The sequence below is a fragment of the Stenotrophomonas sp. genome (genome assembly GCF_050737075.1).
Classification (GTDB): domain Bacteria; phylum Pseudomonadota; class Gammaproteobacteria; order Xanthomonadales; family Xanthomonadaceae; genus Stenotrophomonas.
In genome coordinates, this window is sequence record NZ_JBOHXV010000029.1 from 1 (window position 1) to 24,613 (window position 24,613).

General features: G+C 64.8%; 25 protein-coding genes. 9 read left to right on the top strand and 16 right to left on the bottom strand.

The annotated features are described in order from the left end of the window. The first annotated feature begins 35 nt into the window (after positions 1–35). From otsB to ACREPD_RS09260, 4 genes are all read left to right on the top strand, one after another. The gene (gene otsB, locus ACREPD_RS09245) at positions 36–800 is read left to right on the top strand and encodes a trehalose-phosphatase (protein WP_431599092.1); all 765 of its coding nucleotides are present in this window, start codon (positions 36–38) and stop codon (positions 798–800) included. Between the two features lie 39 nt (positions 801–839). Continuing rightward, positions 840–2,621: a glycoside hydrolase family 15 protein gene (locus ACREPD_RS09250; RefSeq protein WP_431599048.1), complete on the top strand. Its 1,782-nt coding sequence runs from the start codon at positions 840–842 to the stop codon at positions 2,619–2,621. Next, positions 2,618–3,985 carry an alpha,alpha-trehalose-phosphate synthase (UDP-forming) gene (gene otsA / locus ACREPD_RS09255; protein WP_431599049.1) on the top strand — a complete coding sequence of 456 codons (1,368 nt, stop codon included), beginning with the start codon at positions 2,618–2,620 and terminating at the stop codon, positions 3,983–3,985. Before ACREPD_RS09250 ends, otsA begins: the two co-directional genes overlap by 4 nt. Before the next feature lie 325 nt (positions 3,986–4,310). Beyond that, positions 4,311–5,582, top strand: a complete 1,272-nt coding sequence (locus tag ACREPD_RS09260) for an OmpA family protein (RefSeq protein ID WP_431599050.1) — start codon at positions 4,311–4,313, stop codon at positions 5,580–5,582. 244 nt (positions 5,583–5,826) lie between these two features. Here the strand turns inward: ACREPD_RS09260 and ACREPD_RS09265 are convergent, their stop codons facing one another. Genes ACREPD_RS09265 through rluD form a run of 3 tightly spaced genes read right to left on the bottom strand, consistent with a single transcriptional unit; the run spans position 5,827 to position 8,050 of the window. Beyond that, on the bottom strand, positions 5,827–6,252 hold the full coding sequence (locus ACREPD_RS09265; protein ID WP_431599051.1) for a thiol-disulfide oxidoreductase DCC family protein: 426 nt from the start codon (positions 6,250–6,252) through the stop codon (positions 5,827–5,829). Beyond that, positions 6,249–7,055 (bottom strand): peptidoglycan editing factor PgeF, encoded by an 807-nt coding sequence (gene pgeF, locus ACREPD_RS09270; protein WP_431599052.1) that lies wholly within the window; start codon positions 7,053–7,055, stop codon positions 6,249–6,251. Before pgeF ends, ACREPD_RS09265 begins: the two co-directional genes overlap by 4 nt. Next, positions 7,055–8,050 (bottom strand): 23S rRNA pseudouridine(1911/1915/1917) synthase RluD, encoded by a 996-nt coding sequence (rluD, locus tag ACREPD_RS09275; protein ID WP_431599053.1) that lies wholly within the window; start codon positions 8,048–8,050, stop codon positions 7,055–7,057. Before rluD ends, pgeF begins: the two co-directional genes overlap by 1 nt. A 116-nt stretch (positions 8,051–8,166) precedes the next feature. Between rluD and ACREPD_RS09280 the strand changes: the two genes are divergently transcribed. Next, on the top strand, positions 8,167–9,051 hold the full coding sequence (locus tag ACREPD_RS09280) for an outer membrane protein assembly factor BamD (protein WP_431599054.1): 885 nt from the start codon (positions 8,167–8,169) through the stop codon (positions 9,049–9,051). 63 nt (positions 9,052–9,114) lie between these two features. On the opposite strand, the gene ACREPD_RS09285 is transcribed toward ACREPD_RS09280, so the two are convergent. From ACREPD_RS09285 to sucC, 4 genes are all read right to left on the bottom strand, one after another. Beyond that, positions 9,115–9,924: a hypothetical protein gene (locus ACREPD_RS09285; RefSeq protein WP_431599055.1), complete on the bottom strand. Its 810-nt coding sequence runs from the start codon at positions 9,922–9,924 to the stop codon at positions 9,115–9,117. Positions 9,925–10,032: 108 nt separating this feature from the next. Continuing rightward, positions 10,033–11,667 (bottom strand): NAD+ synthase, encoded by a 1,635-nt coding sequence (locus ACREPD_RS09290; RefSeq protein WP_431599056.1) that lies wholly within the window; start codon positions 11,665–11,667, stop codon positions 10,033–10,035. A 153-nt stretch (positions 11,668–11,820) separates the two neighbouring features. After that, on the bottom strand, positions 11,821–12,696 hold the full coding sequence (sucD, locus tag ACREPD_RS09295; protein WP_431599057.1) for a succinate--CoA ligase subunit alpha: 876 nt from the start codon (positions 12,694–12,696) through the stop codon (positions 11,821–11,823). A 21-nt stretch (positions 12,697–12,717) separates the two neighbouring features. Beyond that, positions 12,718–13,887 carry an ADP-forming succinate--CoA ligase subunit beta gene (gene sucC / locus ACREPD_RS09300; RefSeq protein ID WP_431599058.1) on the bottom strand — a complete coding sequence of 390 codons (1,170 nt, stop codon included), beginning with the start codon at positions 13,885–13,887 and terminating at the stop codon, positions 12,718–12,720. Positions 13,888–14,195: 308 nt separating this feature from the next. Here sucC and ACREPD_RS09305 point away from each other — a divergent pair, with 308 nt between their 5' ends. From ACREPD_RS09305 to ACREPD_RS09315, 3 genes are all read left to right on the top strand, one after another. Beyond that, a complete protein-coding gene (locus ACREPD_RS09305; protein WP_431599059.1) occupies positions 14,196–15,809 on the top strand; it encodes a sensor histidine kinase in 1,614 nt (537 codons plus the stop codon). A gap of 64 nt (positions 15,810–15,873) precedes the next feature. After that, on the top strand, positions 15,874–17,259 hold the full coding sequence (locus ACREPD_RS09310) for a sigma-54-dependent transcriptional regulator (protein WP_431599060.1): 1,386 nt from the start codon (positions 15,874–15,876) through the stop codon (positions 17,257–17,259). Between the two features lie 669 nt (positions 17,260–17,928). Continuing rightward, complete coding sequence (locus tag ACREPD_RS09315; protein WP_431599061.1) at positions 17,929–18,471, top strand: SymE family type I addiction module toxin; 543 nt, start codon at positions 17,929–17,931, stop codon at positions 18,469–18,471. Between the two features lie 296 nt (positions 18,472–18,767). On the opposite strand, the gene ACREPD_RS09320 is transcribed toward ACREPD_RS09315, so the two are convergent. The 6 genes from ACREPD_RS09320 to ACREPD_RS09345 all read right to left on the bottom strand — a co-directional run bounded on the left by ACREPD_RS09320 (position 18,768) and on the right by ACREPD_RS09345 (position 21,371). Continuing rightward, positions 18,768–19,064 (bottom strand): hypothetical protein, encoded by a 297-nt coding sequence (locus ACREPD_RS09320; protein WP_431599062.1) that lies wholly within the window; start codon positions 19,062–19,064, stop codon positions 18,768–18,770. 72 nt (positions 19,065–19,136) lie between these two features. After that, positions 19,137–19,466, bottom strand: coding sequence for a hypothetical protein (locus ACREPD_RS09325; RefSeq protein ID WP_431599063.1), 330 nt, complete (start codon positions 19,464–19,466; stop codon positions 19,137–19,139). Next, positions 19,459–19,908 (bottom strand): tetratricopeptide repeat protein, encoded by a 450-nt coding sequence (locus tag ACREPD_RS09330; RefSeq protein ID WP_431599064.1) that lies wholly within the window; start codon positions 19,906–19,908, stop codon positions 19,459–19,461. The genes ACREPD_RS09325 and ACREPD_RS09330 overlap by 8 nt, the downstream gene beginning before the upstream one ends. A 169-nt stretch (positions 19,909–20,077) precedes the next feature. After that, a complete protein-coding gene (locus tag ACREPD_RS09335; protein WP_431599065.1) occupies positions 20,078–20,518 on the bottom strand; it encodes a hypothetical protein in 441 nt (146 codons plus the stop codon). A 28-nt stretch (positions 20,519–20,546) separates the two neighbouring features. Next, the gene (locus tag ACREPD_RS09340; protein WP_431599066.1) at positions 20,547–20,840 is read right to left on the bottom strand and encodes a hypothetical protein; all 294 of its coding nucleotides are present in this window, start codon (positions 20,838–20,840) and stop codon (positions 20,547–20,549) included. A gap of 42 nt (positions 20,841–20,882) precedes the next feature. Beyond that, positions 20,883–21,371 (bottom strand): hypothetical protein, encoded by a 489-nt coding sequence (locus ACREPD_RS09345; protein WP_431599067.1) that lies wholly within the window; start codon positions 21,369–21,371, stop codon positions 20,883–20,885. Between the two features lie 658 nt (positions 21,372–22,029). Between ACREPD_RS09345 and ACREPD_RS09350 the strand changes: the two genes are divergently transcribed. Further along, positions 22,030–22,578, top strand: coding sequence for a SymE family type I addiction module toxin (locus ACREPD_RS09350; RefSeq protein ID WP_431599068.1), 549 nt, complete (start codon positions 22,030–22,032; stop codon positions 22,576–22,578). Positions 22,579–22,781: 203 nt separating this feature from the next. Here the strand turns inward: ACREPD_RS09350 and ACREPD_RS09355 are convergent, their stop codons facing one another. The 3 genes from ACREPD_RS09355 to ACREPD_RS09365 form a co-directional block, all read right to left on the bottom strand. Continuing rightward, positions 22,782–23,033 carry a hypothetical protein gene (locus ACREPD_RS09355; RefSeq protein ID WP_431599069.1) on the bottom strand — a complete coding sequence of 84 codons (252 nt, stop codon included), beginning with the start codon at positions 23,031–23,033 and terminating at the stop codon, positions 22,782–22,784. Positions 23,034–23,184: 151 nt separating this feature from the next. Continuing rightward, a complete protein-coding gene (locus ACREPD_RS09360) occupies positions 23,185–23,634 on the bottom strand; it encodes a hypothetical protein (RefSeq protein WP_431599070.1) in 450 nt (149 codons plus the stop codon). A gap of 599 nt (positions 23,635–24,233) precedes the next feature. Further along, the gene (locus ACREPD_RS09365; protein ID WP_431599071.1) at positions 24,234–24,608 is read right to left on the bottom strand and encodes a DUF6869 domain-containing protein; all 375 of its coding nucleotides are present in this window, start codon (positions 24,606–24,608) and stop codon (positions 24,234–24,236) included. Between the last annotated feature and the right edge of the window lie 5 nt (positions 24,609–24,613).

Sequence of the window (24,613 nt, forward strand, 5' to 3'; positions counted from 1 at the left end):
CTGGACGATCACGCTTCTGCTGGCATGTTGGCGCCATGGCCAACGACTTCCCCCAACGTCCGCCGCCGCCACTGCTGGACGATGCGTGCGCGCTGTTCCTGGACGTGGACGGCACCCTGATCGAATTCGCCGAGGACCCCGCGGCGGTGATCCTGCTGCCCGAGGTGCGCGAGGCCATTGGCCGCATCAGCGACCGCCTCGAAGGCGCGGTGGCGCTCATCAGCGGACGACCGCTCGAGCAGCTGGACCGGCTCTTCGCCCCGCTGCATCTGCCTGCCGCCGGCCTGCACGGCCACCAGGTGCGCAGCTTTGCCGGGCAGACCCATGCGGTCAACGCCGACCACGACGACAACACCGGTGAGTGGCTGCACGCCGTGCACCAGCAGGCAATGCGTTTCGCGCATGGCCACCCCGGCGTGCTGGTCGAAGACAAGGGCCACAGCCTCGCGCTGCACTGGCGTGGCGCACCGCATGCGGCGCGCGACGTGCAGGCGTTTGCCGAACGGCATATCCGCGGGCATGCCGGCTACCGCCTGCAACCGGGCGACCACGTGGTCGAGTTCGTTCCCGAAGGCACCGACAAGGGCCGCGCCATTCGCCAGCTGATGCAGCAGTCGCCCTTCCGTGGCCGCATCCCCGTCTTCCTGGGCGACGACCTGACCGACGAATACGGCTTCGATGCCGCCAACACCCTGCATGGGTGGAGCGTGCTGGTCGGCGAACGCGAGCCCAGCACTGCCGTGTTCGCGCTGCCGCAGGTGCACAGCGTGCATGCCTGGCTGCGCGAAAACGCCTACTGACGTTTTGAGATTCCCCTTTGCTTGAGAGCATCCTCCCCCATGAGTGACACCAACCTGGACCTCGGCGTCGTCGGCAACGGCAGTTTCGGCGCCCTGATCGACCGCAACGCCCGCGTGGTATGGAGCTGCCTGCCCACCTTCGACGGCGACCCCGCCTTCTGCGCGCTGCTCCAGCCCAACCAGCAGACCGGTGGCGACTTCGCCATCGAGCTGGAAGACATGGTGAGCAGCGAGCAGGAATACCTGACCAACACCGCCATCCTGCGCACCGTGCTGCATGACAGGCACGGCGGTTCGCTGGAGATCATTGACTTCGCCCCGCGCTGGCGCCAGAACGACCGCTTCTACCGGCCCGTAAGCCTGATCCGGCAGGTGCGCCCACTGTCCGGCACGCCGCGCATCATCGTGCGCGCACGGCCGCTCGCCGACTGGGGCGCGCGCGTTCCCGAGGCCACCTGGGGCAGCAACCACATCCGCTGGGTACTGCCCGACCATGTGCTGCGCCTGACCACCGACGTGCCGATGCGCTTCGTGCGCGATGAACTGCCGTTCGTGCTCAACCACCCCGTGCACCTGGTGCTGGGCGTGGACGAATCGCTGAACCGTTCGCTCAGCGGCTACGTGCAGGAATCCTTCCAGCGCACCCGCGACTACTGGCGCGAATGGGTGCGTTACCTGTCCATCCCGCTCGAATGGCAGGACGCGGTGATCCGCAGTGCAATCACCCTGAAGCTGTGCCAGTACGAAGACAGTGGCGCCATCATCGCCGCGATGACCACCTCCATTCCCGAGGCCCCTGGCAGCATCCGCAACTGGGACTACCGCTATTGCTGGCTGCGCGACGCGGCGTTCGTGGTGCGCACGCTCAACCGCCTCGGCGCCACCCGCAGCATGGAGCAGTTCCTGGGCTATATCTTCAACCTGGCCACCACCGACGGCAGCCTGCAGCCCCTGTATGGCATCGGTTTTGAGACCCAGCTGGAAGAGAGCGAAGTGGCCTCGCTGGACGGCTACCGCGGCATGGGCCCGGTGCGGCGGGGCAACCTGGCCTGGGTGCAGCGCCAGCATGACGTGTACGGCAGCGTGGTACTCGCCTCCACCCAGCTGTTCTTCGACCGCCGCCTGCAGGACCCGGGCGACAACCACACCTTCGCGCGGCTGGAACCGCTGGGCGAGCAGGCATTCCTGCTGCACGACGTACCCGATGCAGGACTGTGGGAATTCCGCGGCCGCACCGAAGTGCACACCTACACCAGCGCAATGTGCTGGGCCGCGTGCGACCGCCTGTGCAAGATCGCCGTGCGGCTGAAGCTGGACCACCGCGCCGAATACTGGCGCGACCGCGCCAACACCATCCACGCACGGATCATGCGCGAGTCCTTCAGCGACGAGCTGGGCTACTTCACCGACACCTACGGCGGCCACCGCCTGGATGCCTCGTTGCTGCTGCTGGCCGACATCGGCTTCATCGCACCGGATGACGCCCGCTTCGTGGCCACCGTCGAGGCGATCGGCCGCGACCTCAAGCACGGCAATGCGCTGTACCGCTACGTGGCACCGGACGATTTCGGCGAGCCGGAGACCAGCTTCACCATCTGCACGTTCTGGTACATCGACGCGCTGGCCGCGATCGGGCGCATGGACGAGGCGCGCGAGATGTTCGAAACCCTGCTCGAACGCCGCAACCATCTCGGCCTGCTGTCCGAAGACCTGGCCTTCGACAACGGCGAAGCCTGGGGCAACTTCCCGCAGACGTATTCGCACGTGGGTTTGGTCACCGCCGCCATGCGCCTGTCGCGCAGTTGGCAGGAGGCGTCATGAGTCGCCTGGTGGTGGTGTCCAACCGGGTCGCCGCGCCCGGTGTCGCCGCGCCGGGCGGGTTGGCGGTGGGCCTGCTGGCCGCGCTCAAGGAACGTGGTGGGCTGTGGTTCGGCTGGAGCGGCAAGTCGGTACGCGATCCCAGCGGCGAGCTGCATGAGCAGAGCGAGGGTGACATCCGCTACGTCACCATGGATCTGAACAAGCGCGACGTCGATGGCTACTACAACGGCTTCGCCAACCGCACGCTGTGGCCGCTGCTGCACTTCCGCCTGGACCTGGTGGACTACGACCGCGCCACCCGCGAGACCTACCGCCGGGTCAACGCGCTGTTCGCCGAGAAGCTGGCGCCCCTGCTGCGCGAAGACGACATCGTCTGGATCCACGATTACCACCTGATTCCGCTGGCGTCGCTGCTGCGCGAGCGCGGCATCGGCTGCCGCATCGGCTTCTTCCTGCATGTGCCCATGCCCTCGGCGGACCTGCTGCAGGCCATGCCCGACCACCTGCGCCTGTTCTCCAGCCTGTACGCCTACGACCTGGTCGGCTTCCAGACCCAGCGCGATGCCGACCGCTTCCAGTCGTACGTGCGGTTGTTCGGCGGCGGCCGGGTGCTGCCCGATGGCATGCTCGAAGCACCCGGCGGGCGCCGCTTCCGCGCGGCGGCCTTCCCGATCGGCATTGATACCGCGCACATCGAACGCCAGGCCAAGGCCGGCGCCGCCAAGCCGGCCGTGCGCGACCTGCGCAACAGCCTGCGCAACCGCCAGCTTGCCATCGGCGTGGACCGGCTGGACTATTCCAAGGGGCTTCCCGAACGCTTCCAGGGCTTCGAGCGCTACCTGCAGCGCCATCCCGACCAGCGCGGCAGCCTCACCTACCTGCAGATCGCCCCGGTGTCGCGCGGCGATGTCACCGAGTACCGGCAGCTGCGCGGCCAGCTCGAACAGATCGCCGGCCACATCAACGGCGGCTTCGCCGAGCCGGACTGGACCCCGCTGCGTTACGTCAACCAGAACTTCCCGCATGCCACCCTGACCGGCTTCTACCGCGCGGCCGCCGTGGGGCTGGTGACGCCGCTGCGCGATGGCATGAACCTGGTGGCCAAGGAATACGTGGCCTCGCAGGACCCGGAGAACCCCGGCGTACTGGTGCTCTCGCTGTTGGCCGGCGCCGCCGACGAGATGAAACAGGCACTACTGGTGAACCCGCACGACCTGGACGGCGTGGCCGATGCCATCGCCACGGCGGCGACCATGCCGCTGCGCAAACGCATCGAGCGCTGGCAGGCGATGATGGAGCACCTGCGCACCTACGACATCAATCATTGGCGGCAGAGCTACCTGGATGCACTGGAAAGCGGCTGATTGCGACATGCTGGCGAGTACCCGACGTGTCGTAATCACCACCTTTCGACCCCTGCACTGCGCATCAATCGCAGTGCTGCACCACATTTGGGAGTGTGTCGTTTCCAGCACGGTGCGTGTCGCAGGCGCACCACTGACAAGCCGGCATTTCGATAGCGTTCCTAAATTGCGGGACCGCCCGCTGGATTCGTAACCTGCGGCGATCGCAACTTTCATTTCGCATTGACAGGTTCTCCCGACATTGACGCCCGCAGAGCCCATGCATGCCGCATGGGGCGACCTGCGCAGCACCGCCTGCGCGGTCCTGAATCCGGGAATCCGATTGATGTCATTGCTGGACCGATACATTGAAGACACCGCCCTGCACATGGGCCTGGGCCACCGCGCGCGCAACCTGATCGAGGTCCTGGTCGATTACATCCACAGCCTGCCCGACGGCGTGCATGGCCTCCGCCGCCGCTTCGATGCGGTGGGGCTGGGCGAACAGTTTCCGGCCGACGGGCGGCCCCAGCGGCTGCTGGCCGGCCAGCTTGAATGCGCGATCGGACGCGGCGAACTGGCCGTGCTGGCCCGCCGCGCCGCCTTCCCCACCGGCATGTTTGCCGTGGTCGCCGCCGACCTGCTGCCGGGCCTGCTCGACGTGCTGGAGCAGCAGGCGCGCCAGGCGCGGCCCATGGCGGTTCCGCTGCGTCAGCGCGGCAACCCCGCACCGGTGCCGCGCGCGATCCGTGGCAGCGTCCTGCGCGGCCTGTCGTGGGTGTTGGTGGCCGGCGCCCTGTTGTGCCTGACCGGCTGGATCCACCAGAAGACCCGGGTGACCTCGGCCGGCACGGCTGCGGCGGCCGAACGGCAGACGCCGCCGCGGCTGTCGCTGGTGAACCATGCCGGGGTGATCGACGTACGCGGCCGTCTGCCGGGCGAAGCCGACCGGCGCAAGGTCTGGAGCGCGCTGGTGGGGCACTACGGCCAGGCGCGGGTGAGCGGCGACATCCAGCGCGACCCGCATGCACGGGCCCCGCGTTGGCTGGACCGGATGGTGACCCTGGTACCGGTGCTGCGCCATCCCGGTTTGTCGCTGTCATTCAGCGGCGACACCCTGCACGTCGACATGGCCGCCCTGCCGGAAGCGGACCGGGTCACCGTGTCCGACACCCTGCGGCGCGGCTTCGGCCACCTGCAGGTCACCGGGCTGTGGGATTCGGGACGCGTCGCGCTGGCGCGCCTGCCGGCCGATCCCGACCATGCGCAGCTGGTGGCCGCCTTGAACCAGGGTGCGATCCGCTTCGAGCACAAGTCCCCGGTGCTGCGTGCCGACGGGCTGGACATGCTGCGCGCCAGCGCCCTGGCCCTGCGCGCCGCCGACCCTGGGCTGCGGCTGGAGGTGGCGGGGCATACCGACAGCCTGGGCACCGCCGACAGCAACCTGCGCCTGAGCCAGCAACGCGCCGAAGCGGTGGTGGCCGAACTGCAGGCGCTGGGCGTGCCGGCCCACACGCTGCAGGCGCGCGGTTATGGGGAAGAACAACCGGTGGCCGACAACCGGCTGGAGGCGGGCCGCGAACGCAACCGACGGATCGTGTATTCGGTCATACGGTGAGCAGGGCGCGCGCGTTGCCGCGCAGGGCGATCGCGCACGGATTGGGTCCGCGATGCCACGGAGGGCGCATTGCGCGCGGGTTGGGTCCGCGTTGCCACGCATGGCGTGGCACTACGGAACGGTTACGTTGCCTACGGATGTAGAGCCACGCTCTGCGTGGCCGCGCGGTGCAACGGGACGGCCACGTTGCCTACCGGCGTAGAGCCACGCCATGCGTGGCTGCGCGGTGCCGGACGCAACCCGATCAATCCAGAAAACGCCCCGCCTGTGCCGGCGTGGGCATGAAACACGCCTCATGCTGGCCAAACCAGCGATACCGGTTACGGGCCAGCACCCGGTAGCCGCGGTCGCGCCAAGGGCGTGGCATCAGGCGCATCACCCGCACCACCTGCCACGCGCCGCCCAGGCCGGCCAGCACCTGCACGATGGCATCGGTATCGCTCCATGCGCGGCCCTCCTCCACCAGCAGCAACGACGTCGGGTCCTCCGGATCGAGCCCGTGCTGCTGCAACAGCGCGCGCCCGTGCGCACCCTGCATCGCGGCGAACCGGTAGCGGCCGCGACGATCGAACCGCAACAGGAACCACACCCAGCGGCTGCACAGCGCGCACACGCCATCAAAGACGATGACCGGGCCGGACTCACCGGCACCAGCCTTGACCCCACTCACGGCGCGATCCACGCCAGGGTCGCCATGCGGCCGGTGCGCCGGTCGCGGCGGTGCGAATAGAACCGCTGCGGGTCGGCGATGCTGCACCACTGGCCGCCACTGATCGCGGCCGGGTCCAGCCCGGCGCCCTGCAGCCGCTGGCGGGCCAGCGCATACAGGTCCACCTTCCAGTGCCCCGGGCGGGTCGCGCTGAAGGCGGCGGCGGCCGCCGCGTCGCAGTCGACGAAGGCCGCAAACACGTCCTCGCCGATCTCGTAATGGGCCGGGCCAGCGGCCGGACCCAACCAGGCCTGCAACGCGGCCGGGGCGGTCTGCATGGCAGCCACCGTGGCCTCCAGCATGCCGTCAGCCAGCCCGCGCCAGCCGGCGTGGGCCGCACCGATCTCACTGCCGTCGCGGGCGGCAAACACCACCGGCAGGCAGTCGGCGGTGAGGATGGCCAGCACCACCCCGGGCACCGAAGTGACCGCCGCGTCCGCCGTAGGCTCGTTCGCCACGCTGGGGGCGCCGGGTGCGGCGTCGAAACGCAGCACCTCCGTGCCGTGCACCTGGCGCAGCCAGTGCGGAGCCGACGGCAACGCCAGGCCCGCCTGCAACAGGTCGCGGTTGTGCTGCACCTGCTCCGGGTCGTCGCCATCGGCGGCGTAGCGGTTGCCTTGGTTGAACTGGTCGAACGGCGCGCGCGACCCACCGGCGCCGAAGCGCAGGGTGGTCAGCGCGTGCACGCCCGGCGGTGCCGGCCAGTCCGCCGCCAGCACCGGCACGGCCGAAGACTCCGACACGGGCAAGGGCGTCGTAGTCATCAGCGGCGACCGCGCTCCAGCTCGGCGAAGCGCTTGCTGTCTTCGCGCAGCGCTTCCAGCAGCGCCAGCATGTCGGCCGGCACCGGCGCGCTGTTGCGGATCGGCTCACCGGTGATCGGGTGCGCGAACTCCAGCGTCTCGGCATGCAGCGCCTGGCGCTTGAAGCCGCGCAGCTGCGCAACCAGGTCGTCGGTGGCGCCCTTGGGCAGCTTCAACGCGCCGCCGTACAGCGAATCGCCGACGATGGCGTGCTTGAGGTGCGCCATGTGCACGCGGATCTGGTGCGTACGCCCGGTTTCCAGGCGGCATTCCAGCGCGGTATGCGCGCGGAAGCGCTCGCGCAGGCGGTAATGGGTGACCGCGTCCTTGCCGTCTTCGCGCACGGCCATGCGGATGCGGTCGCGCGGGTGGCGGTCGATCGGCGCATCGGCTGTGCCGCCGGAAACCAGCGCGCCCACCACCACCGCCAGGTACTGGCGGTGCACGTTGCGCGCGGCCAGCTGCTCCACCAGCGCGGTCTGCGCCTGGATCGTGCGCGCCACCACCATCACGCCGCTGGTGTCCTTGTCGAGCCGGTGCACGATGCCGGCGCGCGGCAGCACCGACAGCGACGGGTCGCGGAACAGCAGCGCATTGACCAGCGTACCGGTCGGGTTGCCCGCGCCCGGGTGCACCACCAGGCCGACCGGCTTGTTGATGACGAACACGTGCTCGTCTTCGTACAGCACGTCCAGCGGGATGTCTTCGGGCTCGGCATGGGTCTGGGTGTCGAGCACGACATGCAGGCTGGCGACCTCCCCGCCGCGGACCGGCGCGCGGCCGCGCACGGGTTCGCCGTCCAGCAGGACGTCGCCGGACTTGATCCACTCGGTCAGCTTGGACCGGGAGAATTCGGGGAAGAGTTCGGCCAGGACGGCGTCGAAGCGCCGCCCGGCGGCGGTATCGGGCACAACGGCCTGGCGGACGGATTCGGATTCAGAAGCGTTATCGGACATGGGGAGCACACCGCAAGGAGACAATTTTGGGGTCCTGACGACCACTTTCAGTCGCAGGACAGGCCACTAGGCTATCATCGACCCTTCGTATTCCAGCCGCGTCCCGCCCAGACCCCATGATCCGACGCTCTTCCCTGCTGTCCGCGCCCATCCGCACTGCGGCCCTGATGCTGGTCCTGGCCCTCGTTTCCACCGGCTGCCACCGTGGCGCCAAGGGTGACAACCCCGAGGAAGGCCAGCCGGTCGAAAAGATCTATGAAAAGAGCCACGGCCTGATGGAAAAGGGCAACTGGAGCGCTGCGGAGGCCACCTTCCGTCGCCTGATCGCCCAGTACCCGTATGGCCCGTACACCGAGCAGGCGATGATCGAAACCGCCTTCGCCCAGTACAAGGCCGGCAAGCACGATGACGCGGTGTCGAGCATCGACCGCTTCATCCGCACCTACCCGACCCACCGCAACATCGCGTACATGTACTACCTGCGCGGCCTGGCCAACGGCAACCGCAATACGGTATTCCTGCGCCGCGTATGGTCGCTGGACCCGAGCCGCCGTGACCTGTCCACCCCGCGCCAGGCCTACGCCGACTTCAACATCGTGGTCGAGCGCTACCCCAACAGCCGCTACGCGCCCGATGCGCGCCAGCGCATGCTGGAACTGCGCGACGTGTTCGCCCAGCACGAGCTGGACAACGCCCTGTACTACCTGCGCCGCCAGGCCTGGGTGTCGGCCGCCGGCCGCGCCAACTACCTGCTGGAGACCTACCCGCAGAGCGCGTTCCAGTACGACGCCGTGGCCGCACTGGGTGAGGCTTACACCCACCTGGGCAACAAGACCCTGGCCGACGACGCCCGCCGCGTGCTGGAGCTGAACGAACCCCAGCATCCCTGGCTGCAGGGCGACTGGCCGAAGTACCCGTGGATGGTGCGCAAGCTGAACCCGTTCGCCGGCGAGAAGTCCGCCAGCACCGGCCAGCGCAATGCGACGTTGAACCGCCGCTGATACAGCGCGGTGCTGATATGAAGAAAGGGTCCCGATGGGACCCTTTTTTTTGCGAGGTGCTACCTACCGCCCGCGGTCGCGCTGCGGAATACGCGCGATAAGTGCAGCAAGCTGTACCGCAGTAGGGGGTGCTGCAGTTGTAGCGACGATGTGGTCTATTTCGACCTTGGCTGCCTTGCTCAAGGCCGCTGCGGCTTCCGCAAAGACCATCAGCTCAGGCAGATCAAATTTGCCGCCGGAGCCGCCCTCGTCCCTGAATTGGGAGAGACGTTCAGCCGGCGTCGCTTTCGGAACCCCGCCAACAATATCTCGCCCCAATTCGGAGCGTGATATCGCATCGAAGCGCTGAATCTCATCACTGAAGGTCACGGCGCGCGGGTAGTCAGGCTTGGGGAGGTCAGGCTCACGCCCAGGTTTCGGCTTGGGCGCGCTGCTGGTAACGACTGACGGCGCCTCGTCATCGTAGTCCGGCGCCGGTTCCGGGGGAGCGTCGGCGAGCCACTGATTCACCGAAGTCTGCTTTTCCTGCTGACCAACGGGGCACGCAATGGGAGTCGGCGTCCGGACGACGGCCGACGGTACATTCGGGGCAGGCAACTGCGTCAGCCATTGCCGCATGACGTTGGCCAGTTGGGGTGAGCGCACATTGAGCAGCTGGCTGGAAATCGCATTGCGCAGCCCGGCAGCGTCGCCGTTGAACCGGCCGATGCCGGGCGAGGCCTTGCCGAACACGCGCGTGGCGTCGCCGCCGAACTCACGGTTGGCAATCACGGTCAGCTTCTTCAGCGTTGTTGGCGACAGGGTCTGGTTGCCGAGCTTGCACCTCAGCGCCGCGGCAACCGTCGTATGGATCTTGGTATTGATGATGGACATGGGGGAAGCCCAATGACGGAGGGTCCGGCACTCTAGGTCCAGACCCGCCCCGCCACTTTCAAGAAGCCATCAGGGGCGTGCTGCACGCCCCGCCCCGCAGCCGGTCATTCAGCCCTTGTAGCCATTGCTGATCGGGTAGCGCCGCTCGCGGCCGAACGCGCGGCGCGATACCTTCGGGCCCGGCGCGGCCTGGTGGCGCTTCCACTCGCTGGTGCGCACCAGGCGCAGCACACGGTCGACCACCTCGGCGGCATACCCTGCCCCCACGATCTCCTCGCGCGACTGCTCCTGGTCCACGTAGCGGTACAGGATGCCGTCCAGCACGTCGTAGGCCGGCAGCGAGTCCTGGTCGGTCTGGTTGGCGCGCAGCTCGGCCGAAGGCGGCCGCGAGATCACCGCCGGCGGAATCACCGGCGCACCGCCCACTGTATTGCGCCACTTGGACAGGCCGAACACCTCGGTCTTGTACAGGTCCTTCAACGGCGCATAGCCGCCGCACATGTCACCGTAGATGGTGGCGTAGCCCACCGCGTACTCGCTCTTGTTGCCAGTGGTCAGCAACAGGCCGCCGAACTTGTTGGACAGCGCCATCAGGATCACCCCGCGCGCGCGCGACTGCAGGTTCTCCTCGGTCACGTCCGCCGCCTGGCCCTCGAACATCGGGCCGAGTGCGGTCATCAGGCCTTCGAACACCGGCTCGATCGACACTGCTTCCAGCTTCACTCCCAGCGCGCGGCACTGCTCGGCGGCGAGGTCGTTGGACATATCCGCGGTGTAGCGCGACGGCAGCCGCACGGCGGTGACGTTGTCCGCGCCAAGCGCGTCCACCGCCATGGCCAGCACCAGCGCCGAATCGATGCCACCGGACAGGCCCAGCCACACCTTCTTGAAGCCGTTCTTGCCGCAGTAATCGCGGATGCCGCGCGTGACCGCGCGCCAGGCCAGCGCATCCATGCTTTCGTCGCCGTCGTCCATCCACTCGCGCGGCACGAAACGGCGCGACGCGGCGTCGTAGTCCACCACCAGCCACTGGTCGGTGAACGCGGCGGCTGCCGGGTGCACGGTGCCGTCGCCGTCGGCCACGACCGAGGCGCCGTCGAAGGTCAGTGCGTCCTGCCCGCCCACCATGTTGAGGTAGACGATGGCCGCGCCGCTTTCGCGGGTGCGTTCGGCCAGCAGCGCGTCACGCTGGGCATGCTTGCCGCGCTCGTACGGCGAGGCGTTGGGCACCACCACCAGCTGTGCGCCTTCGCGCACGGTGTCGGCCAGCGGCTCGGCGAACCACAGGTCTTCGCAGACCAGCACGCCCACCGGCACGCCCTTCAGTTCAAACACGCAGCTGCCACCGTCCGGGTCGACGTCGAAGTAGCGGCGCTCGTCGAACACCGCGTAGTTGGGCAGCTCGCGCTTGCGGTAGGTGTGCTCCACCCGGCCATCGCGCAGCACGCTGGCTGCGTTGTACACCACCGCACCGGCAGCCTGCGGCCAGCCGACCACGGCGGTGATGCCGCGGGTGCTTTCGGCAATGCGGGTCAGCGCCTGCTGGCAGTCGTACAGGAAGCCCGGGCGCAGCAGCAGGTCTTCCGGCGGATAGCCGCTGATGGCCAGTTCGGGGAACACCACCAGTTCGGCGCCGAATTCGTCGCGCGCCTCGGCAATCATCGCGATGATGTTGTCGGTGTTCTGCGCCACGGCGCCCACCGGGAAATCAAACTGCGCCATTGCGATGCGGATCGACGTCATGGGGTGAAGCCTGTGGTTGCGATTGCCCATTGTAGCGCCGGGCTCTGCCCGGCAAACGCAAAACGCCGCCCGGAGGCGGCGTTTTGCTTGGTAGAGCAGCCGACTAACAGTCGGCTCTACCCAGTCGGCTTTACCCGTAGGACGCGTAGCGTCTTACTTGACCAGCTTGGCGATGGCAGCGCCCAGGTCGCCCGGCGAGCGCACGGTGACAACACCGGCCGCTTCCATGGCAGCGAACTTGCCTTCTGCGGTGCCCTTGCCGCCCGAGGCGATCGCACCGGCGTGGCCCATGCGCTTGCCGGCCGGAGCCGAGGCACCCGCGATGAAACCGACCACCGGCTTCTTCACGAACTGCTTGATGTACTCCGCACCGGCTTCCTCGGCGTCGCCGCCGATTTCACCGACCATGATGATGCCCAGGGTCTGCGGGTCTTCGTTGAACAGCTTCAGGCAGTCAACGAAGTTCAGGCCGTTGATCGGGTCGCCACCGATACCGATGCAGGTCGACTGGCCCAGGCCCACTTCCGTGGTCTGCTTGACCGCTTCATAGGTCAGGGTGCCCGAACGCGACACGATGCCGATCTTGCCCGGCATGTGGATGTGGCCCGGCATGATGCCGATCTTGCACTCGCCCGGGGTGATCACGCCGGGGCAGTTCGGGCCCACCAGCACGGTGTCCGGATGCGAACGGGTCAGCACGTTCTTCACGCGCAGCATGTCCAGCACCGGAATGCCTTCGGTGATGCACACGATGACCTTGATGCCGGCGGCAGCGGCTTCCAGGATCGCGTCGGCCGCGTACGGCGGCGGCACGTAGATGACCGAAGCGTCAGCGCCGGTGGCGGCAACGGCATCGGCAACGGTGTTGAAGACCGGCAGGTCGATGTGGGTGGTGCCGCCCTTGCCGGGGGTCACGCCGCCAACAACCTTGGTGCCGTACTCGATCATCTGAGTGGCGTGGAAGGTGCCCTGCTGGCCGGTGAAGCCCTGCACGATCACCTTGGTGTTCTTGTTAATCAAAACGGACATTGGATTTCCTTCGGTGTCGGATCAGGCGGCGTTCTTGACAGCTTCAACGACCTTCTTGGCACCGTCGTTGATGTTGTCGGCCGGGATGATGGCCATGCCGCTGTCACGCAGCAGCTGCTTGCCTTCTTCCACGTTGGTGCCTTCCAGGCGCACCACGACCGGAACCTTGACGCCCACTTCCTTCACAGCGGCAATGATGCCTTCGGCAATCATGTCGCAGCGGACGATGCCGCCGAAGATGTTGACGAAGATGCCTTCGACCTTGTCCGAGGACAGGATCAGCTTGAACGCTTCAATGACGCGCTGCTTGTTCGCACCGCCGCCCACGTCCAGGAAGTTCGCCGGCTCGCCGCCGTTGAGCTTGATGACGTCCATGGTGGCCATGGCCAAGCCGGCGCCGTTGACCATGCAGCCGATGTTGCCGTCCATGGTGACGTAGTTGATGTCCAGCTCCGAAGCGGTCACTTCGGTTTCGTCTTCCTGGGTCTTGTCGCGCATGGCAACCAGCGCCTTCTGACGGAACGCGGCGTTGTCGTCGCTGTCGAACTTGCCGTCCAGCGCGTACAGGTTGCCGTCGTCCAGGATGGCCAGCGGGTTGATTTCAACCAGCGCCAGGTCCTTCTCGTTGAACAGCTTGTACAGGTTCACCATGATGTTGGCGAACTGGCCGGCCTGCTTGGCGGTCAGGCCCAGCTTGAAGCCGAAATCACGGCCGTGGTAACCCTGCACGCCTTCAACGAAGTCGACGTTGAGCGAGTGGATCAGCTCCGGGGTTTCAGCGGCAACCTGCTCGATCTCCACGCCGCCTTCCGAAGAGGCGATGTAGGTGATGGTCTTGGTGCCACGGTCGACCAGCACCGAGAGGTACAGTTCCTTGACGATTTCACCGGCGGTGGTCACCAGCACCAGGTTGACCGGCAGCTCGACGCCGGCGGTCTGGTAGGTGGCCATCTTGGTGCCGAGCATCTTGGCCGCAGCGGCCTTCACGTCGTCGGTGGTCTTGCAGAACTTGACGCCGCCAGCCTTGCCGCGACCGCCCGCATGGATCTGCGCCTTCACCATCCAGGGGCCCTGGCCCAGGGAGGTGGCAGCGGCGACGGCTTCATCGGGGGTTGCCGCGACCTTGCCGGCCGGGACGGGAATGCCGTACTCGGCAAGCAGCTGTTTTGACTGGTATTCGTGGAAATTCATGCGTCACCGTGGGAATAGGAACGACCGCACGCACGGACCGCGGCGGGCCCACTATTGTGGACGAGGCGGCGGCGTGGCGCAAAGAAACGGGGCCAGGGGTGTGAAGGGGCGGACTTTTCCACCGTCATTCAGACAGTTGCGGCGCGGGGGCCCGGCCGGGGGCCGGTCGGGAATGGGCAGATTGCGCGGTTTGGGCGGCAGGATGCCTATACTCGTTGAGAGCGGCCGGGCAGAGCCCGGCGCTACAGTCGGTAGAGCCGGGCCCTGCCCGGTTTCATCACCCAGGCAGCCAGAAGGGGAGTTCCGGCGTGTCACCCAGTGCTTCGTTGATTGACCGCATCGAGTCCATGCCGAAGCGGGAGCTGTACTTCTTTGCCCTCTACCGGGTCCTGATCGCTGCGGTCATCGCCGCCCTGCTGTTCAGCCCGTTGAGCGCGCTGGTGGGCGAATCCACGCACCCACGGCTGGCGGCCGTGGTCAGCGGCGCCTACCTGGTGCTGTCCCTGCTGATCCTGATCGCGGGCCGCAACGACCGCTGGCTGCGCCCGATCGTCGTCGGAAGCGTGCTGGTGGACATCGTGGCCACGGTCCTGCTGGCCCACGCCCTGCCCGGCGCCAGTGCCGGCCTGTCCATGGCGCTGCTGTTCAACATCGCCGCCGCCGCCACCCTGCTGCCCCTGTCGCTGGGGCTGACGCTGGCTCTCACCGCCGCAGCCGCCACCGCCGGGGAGTACGTCTGGAACCTGCTCGAAACCGGCACGCCCAACCGCACCCTGGCCGAGCTGGCCATGTTCATCACCAGCTTCCTGGCCCTGGCCTTCGTCAGCTACCAGGTGGGCAACCGCGCCCGCCGCAACCAGCAGCTGGCCAACCAGCGCGGCGACGAAGTGGCCAACCTGTTCGAGATCAACGAACTCATCATCCGCCGCATGCGCACCGGCGTGCTGGTGGTGGACGCTGCCAACCGCATCACCCTGGCCAACGAGGCGGCCTCCACCCTGATCGGCGACAACGACGGCAACAGTGGCACCGGCCTGCTGGAACTGGGCAGCGCCTCGCCCGACCTCAGCCGCCGCCTGCAGCGCTGGCGCAACGGCTGGAACAACGAAGAGACCCCGCTGCAGCTCTCCCCCGACCAGCCCGAAGTGCAGCCGCGCTTCGCCCGCCTGCTGGCCGGCAGCGACCTCACCCTGGTGTTCCTGGACGATTCCAGCGTGGTTTCGCGCCGCGCCGAGTCGCTCACCCTCTCGGCCATGGGCCGCTTCTCGGCCAGCCTGGCCCACGAGATCCGCAACCCGCTGGCGGCCATCAACTACGCCGCCCAGCTGCTGGAAGAATCCACCGCCATCGGCGACACCGACCGCCGCCTGCTGCAGATCATCCACCAGCAGTGCCAGCGCACCAACGGCATTGTCGAAAGCGTGCTGGGCCTGGCCCGGCGCGAGCGGGCCAACCCCGAGAACCTGGACCTGGCCGCCTTCGTGCGCCGCTTCGTGCTGGAGTACAAGCAGAGCCTCACCCTGGAAACCGACAGCATCGAGCCGATCATCAGCGAGTCCTCCGTGCATGGCCTGGTCGACCCGCGCCACCTGCACCAGATCCTCACCGTGCTGGTCCACAACGCCCTCAAGTACGGCCGCACCGGGCAGGACCCGGCCCGCGTACGCCTGCGTGTGGCGCGCCAGGACCGTTCGGCGGTGATCGACGTGATGGACCGCGGCCCGGGCATTCCCGAAAAGGTGGCCGAACAGCTGTTCCGCCCGTTCTTCACCACCTCCGAGCACGGCACCGGGCTGGGCCTGTATATCGCCCGCGAGCTGTGCCGGGCCAACCAGGCCAACCTGGAATATGTGTCCGTCCCGGCCGGTGGCGCCTGCTTCCGGCTGGTCCTGCCCGGCCCGCACACCATGTTGCCGCAATGACGCGTTACGCTGCTTGCGTCAAACATTTGTCGTTATCAACCGCACTCGGCTATCTTTCCCCCATATGAACGAAAACCGCAGCGCCCTCGTCGTCGACGACGAACGCGACATCCGCGAACTGCTGGTACTGACCCTCGGCCGCATGGGCCTGCGGATCAGCACCGCTGCCAACCTCGCCGAAGCCCGCGAGCTGCTGGCCAGCAACCCTTACGACCTGTGCATCACCGACATGCGGCTGCCTGACGGCAACGGCATCGAGCTGGTCACTGAAATCGCCCAGCACTACCCGCGCACCCCGGTGGCCATGATCACCGCGTTCGGCAGCATGGACCTGGCGGTGGAAGCGCTGAAGGCCGGCGCGTTCGACTTCGTCAGCAAGCCGGTGGACATCTCCGTGCTGCGCGGCTTGGTCAAGCACGCGCTGGAGCTCAACAACAGCGAGCGCCCGGCCCCGCCGCCGCTGACCAGCGACGCCACCGCGCGCCTGCTCGGCGATTCGGCGGCCATGGACGTGCTGCGCAACACCATCACCAAGGTCGCGCGCAGCCAGGCGCCGGTGTACATCCTGGGCGAATCGGGCGTGGGCAAGGAACTGGTCGCCCGCACCATCCACGACCAGAGCGCGCGCGCGGCCGGCACCTTCGTGCCAGTGAACTGCGGCGCGATTCCGTCGGAGCTGATGGAAAGCGAATTCTTCGGGCACAAGAAGGGCAGCTTCAGCGGCGCCCACGCCGACAAGCCCGGCCTGTTCCAGGCCGCGCATGGCGGCACCCTGTTCCTGGACGAAGTGGCCGAACTGCCGCTGCAGATGCAGGTGAAGCTGCTGCGCGCGATCCAGGAAAAGTCGATCCGCCCGGTGGGAGCGTCGGCCGAAGTGCCGGTGGACGTGCGCATCCTTTCAGCCACGCACAAGGACCTGGCCGAGCTGGTCGAAGACGGCCGCTTCCGCCACGACCTGTACTACCGCATCAACGTCATTGAACTGCGCGTGCCGCCGCTGCGCGAGCGCCGCAGCGACCTGCCGCAGCTGGCCGCCTCGATCCTGGCGCGCCTGGCGAAGACGCATGGCCGCCCTACCCCGCTGCTGGCGCCGTCGGCGCTGGAGGCATTGGGCACCTATCACTTCCCGGGCAACGTGCGCGAACTGGAGAACATCCTGGAGCGTGCGCTGGCCTTGGCCGAGGGCGACACCATCGGCGCCACCGACCTGCGCCTGCCGCAGCAGGGTGTACCGAGGCATGGCGGTGCGCCGGTTGCGCCGCATGAAGAAGCGGTGGTGGACCTGCCGGCCGGGAATGGCGCGCTGCCGTCGTACATCGAGCAGATGGAACGCACCGCGATCCAGAAGGCGCTGGAAGAGAACCGCTGGAACAAGACGCGGACGGCGGCGCAGTTGGGCATCACCTTCCGGGCGTTGCGGTACAAGCTGAAAAAGCTGGGAATGGATTGAGCGGCATCGCCGCCGCCATGCGTGTCCCACGCAAGAAACGGCGAATCTCCCGCTCGTAGAGCCACGCCCTGCGTGGCTGCCACGTAACAACGCAACACCCAAGATCCAACAGCCGCCAACCGCACCGGCATCACCCGGCATTGCGAAGGACACGCATGGCGTGTCGCTACCGGTCACGTGCACACCTGGCATTACGACGGACACGCACGGCGTGTCGCTACCCGTCGCGTGCACACTCGGCTTTACGACGGACACGCACGGCGTGTCGCTACCGATCACTTGGCCGCCGTCACCCGCGTAGTGACACGCCATGCGTGTCCCTCGCAACGCCCAGCAAACATGACGCCAACGCCCAACAAAACGGCACCGCCGTCGCACTGTCTGCCAAACCCAAGCCGGTCGCGACACAGTGTTGGCAACGCCTACCAAACCCCGAACAACCAACAGACACAAGCGATTAGCCATCGACCGCATCACCGCGCATGGTGGGCAACGGAGCTTCAAATCTCCATGTGTGAGCAAAATTATGGATGTCCCATGTCGGGAGGGTGGCTAATACAAGACCCCTCATCCGGGGAAATACGCCACGCCGCACGCTCGCACGCGGATTTGAACCTCCCGGCTCCCTTGCCCTACCGGCAAGGGAGATTTTCCCCATGGAGGCATCCCATGCGCTCGGCACGCAACACACCACTCTTCCCCGAAGTCCACCTACCGACTTCCGCACGACCGCGCCACTACACAGTACGCGCGCACACATATGCCTGGATGGACACCTTCGGCGGCGGCACTGCGCCTTGTCTCTCGGTACATGGCCACTGGCTTGAGAACGCAGGCTTCAGAGTCGGCGCAAGCGTAAGCGTTGAGGCAACCGTCGGCCAACTGGTCATAACGCGGGTTGAGTTCCCAGATCCAACAGAACCGCGTCACTCCAGCGCCTTCGAAAGACACATTGCCAAGCTTGCGCGCGCAAAGCCTGGCGATCACGTAGAGCATGACCATCCCGGCTGGTTGGTGCGCGAAAAAATCCTCGCCCCCATGGGGGCCTCCACCTTGGACTTCGCCCACGCCATCGGCGTGTCGCAGGACTTCGCCGAATGCTTCCTTGCCGGCGACCACGACGTGGACCTAGATCTCGCTCAACGCTTGGGACCTTTCTGCCGCACCTCGCAGAGGCTATGGCTGGAGCTTCAGCAAAAGCATCATCAGTGAAGTGGAGCTGAGCCTTACGCCGATGGTCATCCTTGGCGCCGGCCAATGCGTGCATCCCAGCGCGACCTTCGGAACCAGCCACTAATAACCCGATGCTGTCACTAGCGATATGTTCAACGATGAGGGATCGAAGTCATCGCACTCCAGCTCAGCGAGGACCACCTCTTGGGCGCGCTCTGGATCCGTGGCGATCAGCTGGACCAGAACGCGATCTTTCGTCAAATCCATATGCGACTCATCTCTCAAACAAAGGCAACGCAACACTCGCGGGCATCAGACCCAGCGACCGAGCCACATCAAGGCGCCTCACCCATCGCTTTGAAGGCATGCAGTCTGGCAAGTACGTAGTACCCGAAGTCCGCAAGTCCCTTTTCGTCGAAGTCCAGCCTGTCGAAGGCGCCTTCATCAATCAGCTTGGAAGTGAACAGCTCCGCCTGTTTCCATGTGCCCGACTGACCATGCACCTGCACCGCATCATCAAGACTCAATGCAAGGCCACTGCCCTGAACAACCAGTTGAACCAACACAGCGCGCTTTGCGCGCTCCTTATTCATTTCTCTCTCCACGAGAGCGCCAACTTGAATGCCGCTCACGCGGCGTCTCCAGAAGATCGGCGATGTCTGTCCGCCCTGCGCCTCCGTCGTGCGTTCCACAATTACTCAACCTCATGTCCCCGACTCGTACTGCACGATGGCTATGATCCCAAGGACGGCCATCATCAGCAGCACCGTAACGAACGCAGCCAACAGGCACATGTACACAAGAGCAGCGCACGTCGCCGGCCTGCGTGCAGAGCCACTTTGGAGCGCAAGGATGCACGCATAAAAGGTGTCCTGCGAATCGCCGATACTTCTGGAAGCCAACAGCGGCAGCTTCGCGAGCACTTCTTCGCCGGCGGTCTTCTCCACAGCTCGACGCGCGAGAAACACCGCGCATGTGCGAATGATTACGCCGGCAAGAAGAATGTAGACGAGATATGGGACCAGTTCATTCATGTCCATCTGTCGCATGTCCGCTGCCTCGGTTGATCTGCAAGAAGTCCTGCGCCGTCTCATTGCCAGCCGCAGCGGCAGCTTGGATCAAGCGCATCGCTTCGACCCTGTCGGTGGCAACGCCCACCCCATGCAGCAATGCAAGTCCATACTCATATTGGGCGGAAGGATATCCTTGACTGGAACCAGCGGCGAAGCACCTCGCGGCACGCTCCGGATCCAATGGCCCCATGTCTCCGAACAAGTAATACATCCCGCGGGTGAACTGCGCGGGCGCATAGCCCAACTCCGCAGCCTCGCTCACCAAATCTAGATGGCGCGCCTCATATGCCTCCTCGCCCTCACCCGGCTGGCTCGTCATTGACCACAGGTACAAGCCCTCTGCGTCCCTGGACAGTACCAGCGGCGCAAGCAGTACCTGTACGCCGTCCCAGTCACTGTCCATTGCGAGACGCTCGTATGTAGCAGTTACCTCAGTTGGCAGACCAGTCATCTGAAACTACCTCGTCATCCTTGCGCAACCCAAGCCCCTACTGTGCGTGGCGCGTCGAGCGGGCACCAAGCATTTGCGCTACCCCATCGCTCTGCGCACCCACACGGGCGCCGAAGAGCAGCTAAAGTCCATTGATCACACTTACCAGATTCCCCGATTCATCGAAGGCGTAGAACCTATCGCCACCGAAGTAGCTTGTGCACTTCCCATTGCTTGATGGCCGCTCCAGGGAGACTCTGACCGTGCGGCCCGCCTTGGTGTCATAGACCGCGAAGTCACAACCCGCATTCTGGACGTTGCAGAACCCAGCAGACTGCTTCTTTGCAACTTCCAGCAATTTCAATTCGACAACGGAGGGATTCTTTGGGCTTATGTTACCCCCGCAGACAACCTCGGGCCCAGTGCAGCCGGCCAGAAGAACTGCGACAGCGAGTCCCACCGCCGTGATCCAAGCTCCACCACGCGCCTCAACCTCCATGATGATGCGATCCTTTACATAGGCCCGAAACAGTAAAAGAAATATCGACCGCAAAGCCCAATACCCAGGCTGGATCTTATCCAAATGAGGACAAGCTCGCTCCTTTCTTGGCTCAGTAAACGTATACAAAGAGAGACGTCTCATTGGCAAGCCGTCGACTCAGCGCCTCGGCCACATCACGCCCCTCAACAACGTGATCTTCCAATGCGATCGACCCTACCTCCTCCCCCTCGGCCGACCTTACCTTGTCGACTCGGAGCAACAGCGCGGGGCCGGCCTCAGTCTCACTGAGGAGCTTGAACTTGTCCCCGGCGGCCGGGAGGTACGCCGGGTCCACATACCCCGTGGCGTTACCGTAGGCATCGACTGGGGAGGCATAGATGGAAAAATCCACATGAAACTTCATTACAAGCACTCCTGACCAAGCGATTGCGATATCTGCCGTCTATTAGAGGGGATCGCCGTCACCGGAACCATCAGAAAGTCCGTTCCACCAGAAATCACAGTACACGGTCTCGATCAACACTCGCCGCCCAGAGCCGCATTCGACTGCGCGAACAATTGCGTAGTCAATGTACCCGTAGTGCATCCAGTCAAAGAAGCCCACGAACTCAAGCACGGGAAGATCTGCAGCGGCAACCCGCTCACTCTCGCTCCAATAGGTATTTCCGTCGGACCCGCTACTGGCAACCTGGACCGGCACTTCCCGGTACACGGGCTTTGGCTTCACAACAAGGCCGCCAATGGCAGAGCGCCCGTACTGATCTGCCGCGACGCTTCCTTCGAGCACCAAGCTACGTAGCAACTCTCGCTCGATCTCGAGAAAAGAATCCTCCGCCGCCATGTCCAGGACCCCGTCGCCAGGCATCAAATAAGAATTCCAGATATGCCGGCTTGCTTCCTTGAATCTCTGCATCTGCCCAGTTACGTTTTTCATCTCCGCATCCCTTCAGAAGCCCATCCGCTCATTCCCGCATGCCCAAGCCTTCGAGATGGCACGCACGCAGGGGGAAGCATACGACTTCCAGAGCGAGGAAGCCGGCCCGGGCACGGCGTGGGAAGAGTGGCTCAGTGCGGGGACCGAACGCATGCTGCCTCCTCCGCTGGATGGCGCACGGCATGCCGCTGGCCACGCCTGACCTGTCGCTGCGGTTTCGCCACCTCTGGCACCGCGATGGACACGCGAGGCGTGTCGCTACGGGTCACTTGCACTTCGCTCGCCGCGTAGGGACACGCCATGCGTCTCAAACGCACCATCCGATCACCTGACGCCAACGCCCCAAGAAAACTGCACCGCTGTCGCATTAACGCCCCGACCTGCGCCGGTCACGACACCATATGGGCAATGCCTACCAAACCCCGTAGCACCAACAGACACAATCGATTGGCCGCCTAACACCCCATCGCGCATGGTGGGTAACGGAGCTTCGAATCTCCAAGATCGGTCAAAGTTATGGACGTTCCATGTCGGGAGGGTGGCTAATACAAGACCCCTCATCCGGGGAAATACGCCCGCCGTATGACCGATCGCGGATTCGAACCTCCCGGCTCCCTTGCCCTACCGGCAAGGGAGATTTTCCCCATGGAGGCTCCCCATGCGCTCGGCACGCGACACCCCACTCTTCCCCGAAGTCCTCCTACCGACTTCCGCACGACCGCGCCACTACACAGTACGCGCGCACACATATGCCTGGATGGACACCTTCGGCGGCGGCACTGCGCCTTGTCTCTCGGTACATGGCCACTGGCTGGAGAACGCAGGCTTCAGAGTCGGCGCAAGCGTAAGCGTTGAGGCAACCGTCGGCCAACTGGTCATAACTCGGGTTGAGTTCCCAGATCCAACAGAACCGCGTCACTCCAGCGCCTTCGAAAGGCATATTGCCAAGCTTGCCCGCGCAAAGCCTGGCGACCACGTAGAACATGACCATCCCGGCTGGCTGGTGCGCGAAAAGATCCTCGCCCCCATGGGCGCCTCGACGCTGGACTTCGCCCACGCCATCGGCGTGTCGCAGGACTTTGCAGAATGCTTCCTTGCCGGCGACCACGACGTGGACATGGATCTAGCTCAACGCCTGGGACCGTTCTGCCACACCTCGCAGAGACTGTGGCTCGAGCTCCAGCATAAGCACCGACCAGTACTCTGAGCGCACACCTGCTATATGGCCCAAGCCCGCAGGGTTGGGACCATGAATCGCACGCGAACCAAGGCACATCAATACGGCAAGCTACAACGTTACAAACGACCAGTTGCCATGCCGACGCGACGCTACAAGCTATAATGTGCAACGCTTACATAGTCGCCGCAGAGGCAGCGCACGTGAGACGAAATAACTTCCGCTGTGACCAATCACCTATGCCAGACCCATCCGACAATCAGGATGGTGATCACCTGAGCAAGCAGCATCATGGCCCATAAGTTCACCCGAATCACAGCAGCTGACAGAGCGGCTGCGATCAGTGCGCACCCAGATGATGTAAGAAGCAACAGAGCGAAGACTTCACCGGTCACTGCCAACCATGATTGAGACGCAAGGGTGTAAAGCAAGAGCACGGTGAAGCCACCAAGCCACCCGACCGCCAGTCGTTTGAAATAGCCCATTTGATATCCCCTGAATGCAACTGCTCATCGGCCGAATTGAACAAGCTGTTCCCCCACTCTCCCGGACCGAATCGAGATCGTAGCTGCCACATCATCAGTGGACCACATCTCCGAGCACGGCACCGCTCGTATCGAAATTCGGAAGCAGCAGCTAACAACGTAATGGTGTCACTAGTGATGCATCCAGCGATGACGGATCGAAGTCGTCGGGCCCCACCCTCAACCAAATGTCATACGGAGACTCCGGACTGAAGAACGACCTGACAGAAAGGCAATCACCCGCCTTCGATGCAATGATCCACTCTTCGACGTAAGTCGCAAGGTCGAGCAGATCGGCCAGACGCCCTGCAATCCAATGGTCATCGATGATCGCCGAACTCCACGTGCCAATTTCCAGGTACTCGTGTGGACCGAGATTTCGGTGACAGGATACCCAGTCATTCCCAGAATCAATTGCATAGGCGCGTACGGCGGCAACAAACGAACGCACGCCCTCTCTGGACCCCGTGATCTTCCACTGCTTGGAATCGTGATCCAGCTCGTAGTGAAATCCCAGCTTCTTCCATTCGGATCGATACCATTCGTCTGAGAAGAGCTGCATGGGAGAGCACCTTGGATTGAAGAACTGGCGGCGCGGAAACGCAACGCTGTCAAGAGAAGCGGGAAAGCAGATACATATACAGGGTAACCAGAGCGGCTGAGGACAACCCACATGCCAGCTTCCTGGTGGGCGCGACCCATGCTGCCACGCATCCCGCCGCAGCAACTGCAACCGAGAACGCAAATACCAGCAAGGCCATCTCGGCGTCTGGAAACCACGCGGCAGAACAGGTTGGCCCACCCATTTCGTGGCCGGGCCGGGACAGATCCATGGCCCACTCATAGTCCAGTCTGCCGACCGGGCAAATGCGCAACAACAGTCCCCGAATTGATCCCAGCAGCATGAAGACTGCTACAAAACTTAGTAGGGCTGCCGGTACAAATGCCACCCATCGAAAGGTCCTGGTCATCGCCACCTCATGGTTAGTGGAGGAGGGCCTTCCGGCCGTGAGGCTCACGACGACAGCCTTAGCGCCGCCGACTATTCCGCGGCAACGTTCGCAGCGCCACGTGCCCGAGTTGGCGCTGTGACGTCGCGAAACTCAATTCAGCCGAAGATGTCCCGTGTCACAGAGTTGGTCGAACGGGTCGTGCAAGCACTCAACCTCTACTACGAAGGGTCGCCAAGCGTTTGGCGACATCGGACGGCAGGGCATGTAGCCATACATGGGCAACAACACTCAAAAACGCACGGCTTTTCGACGTGTATGACTCTATGGCTTTCAGTGTGGATGGACCATGCAAGCTCAACAAGGCTTCTAAAGGACCAGCCCCCAAGTTCTCCAAGACCCACGGATCGGAGCTAGATTCAAATATCTCCACAACCAGCTCCCATGCCTGCTCCGGCTCCTCAATACATAGCATATTGAGCTCAATAGCGGACCATTGGGATTCGCGTTGCAGTGCAGAATCATCAGGGGCACCTTGCAATTCGATCCAAGATTTGGCTAAAGCTTTGCGGTTCGAAAATTCCATCAACG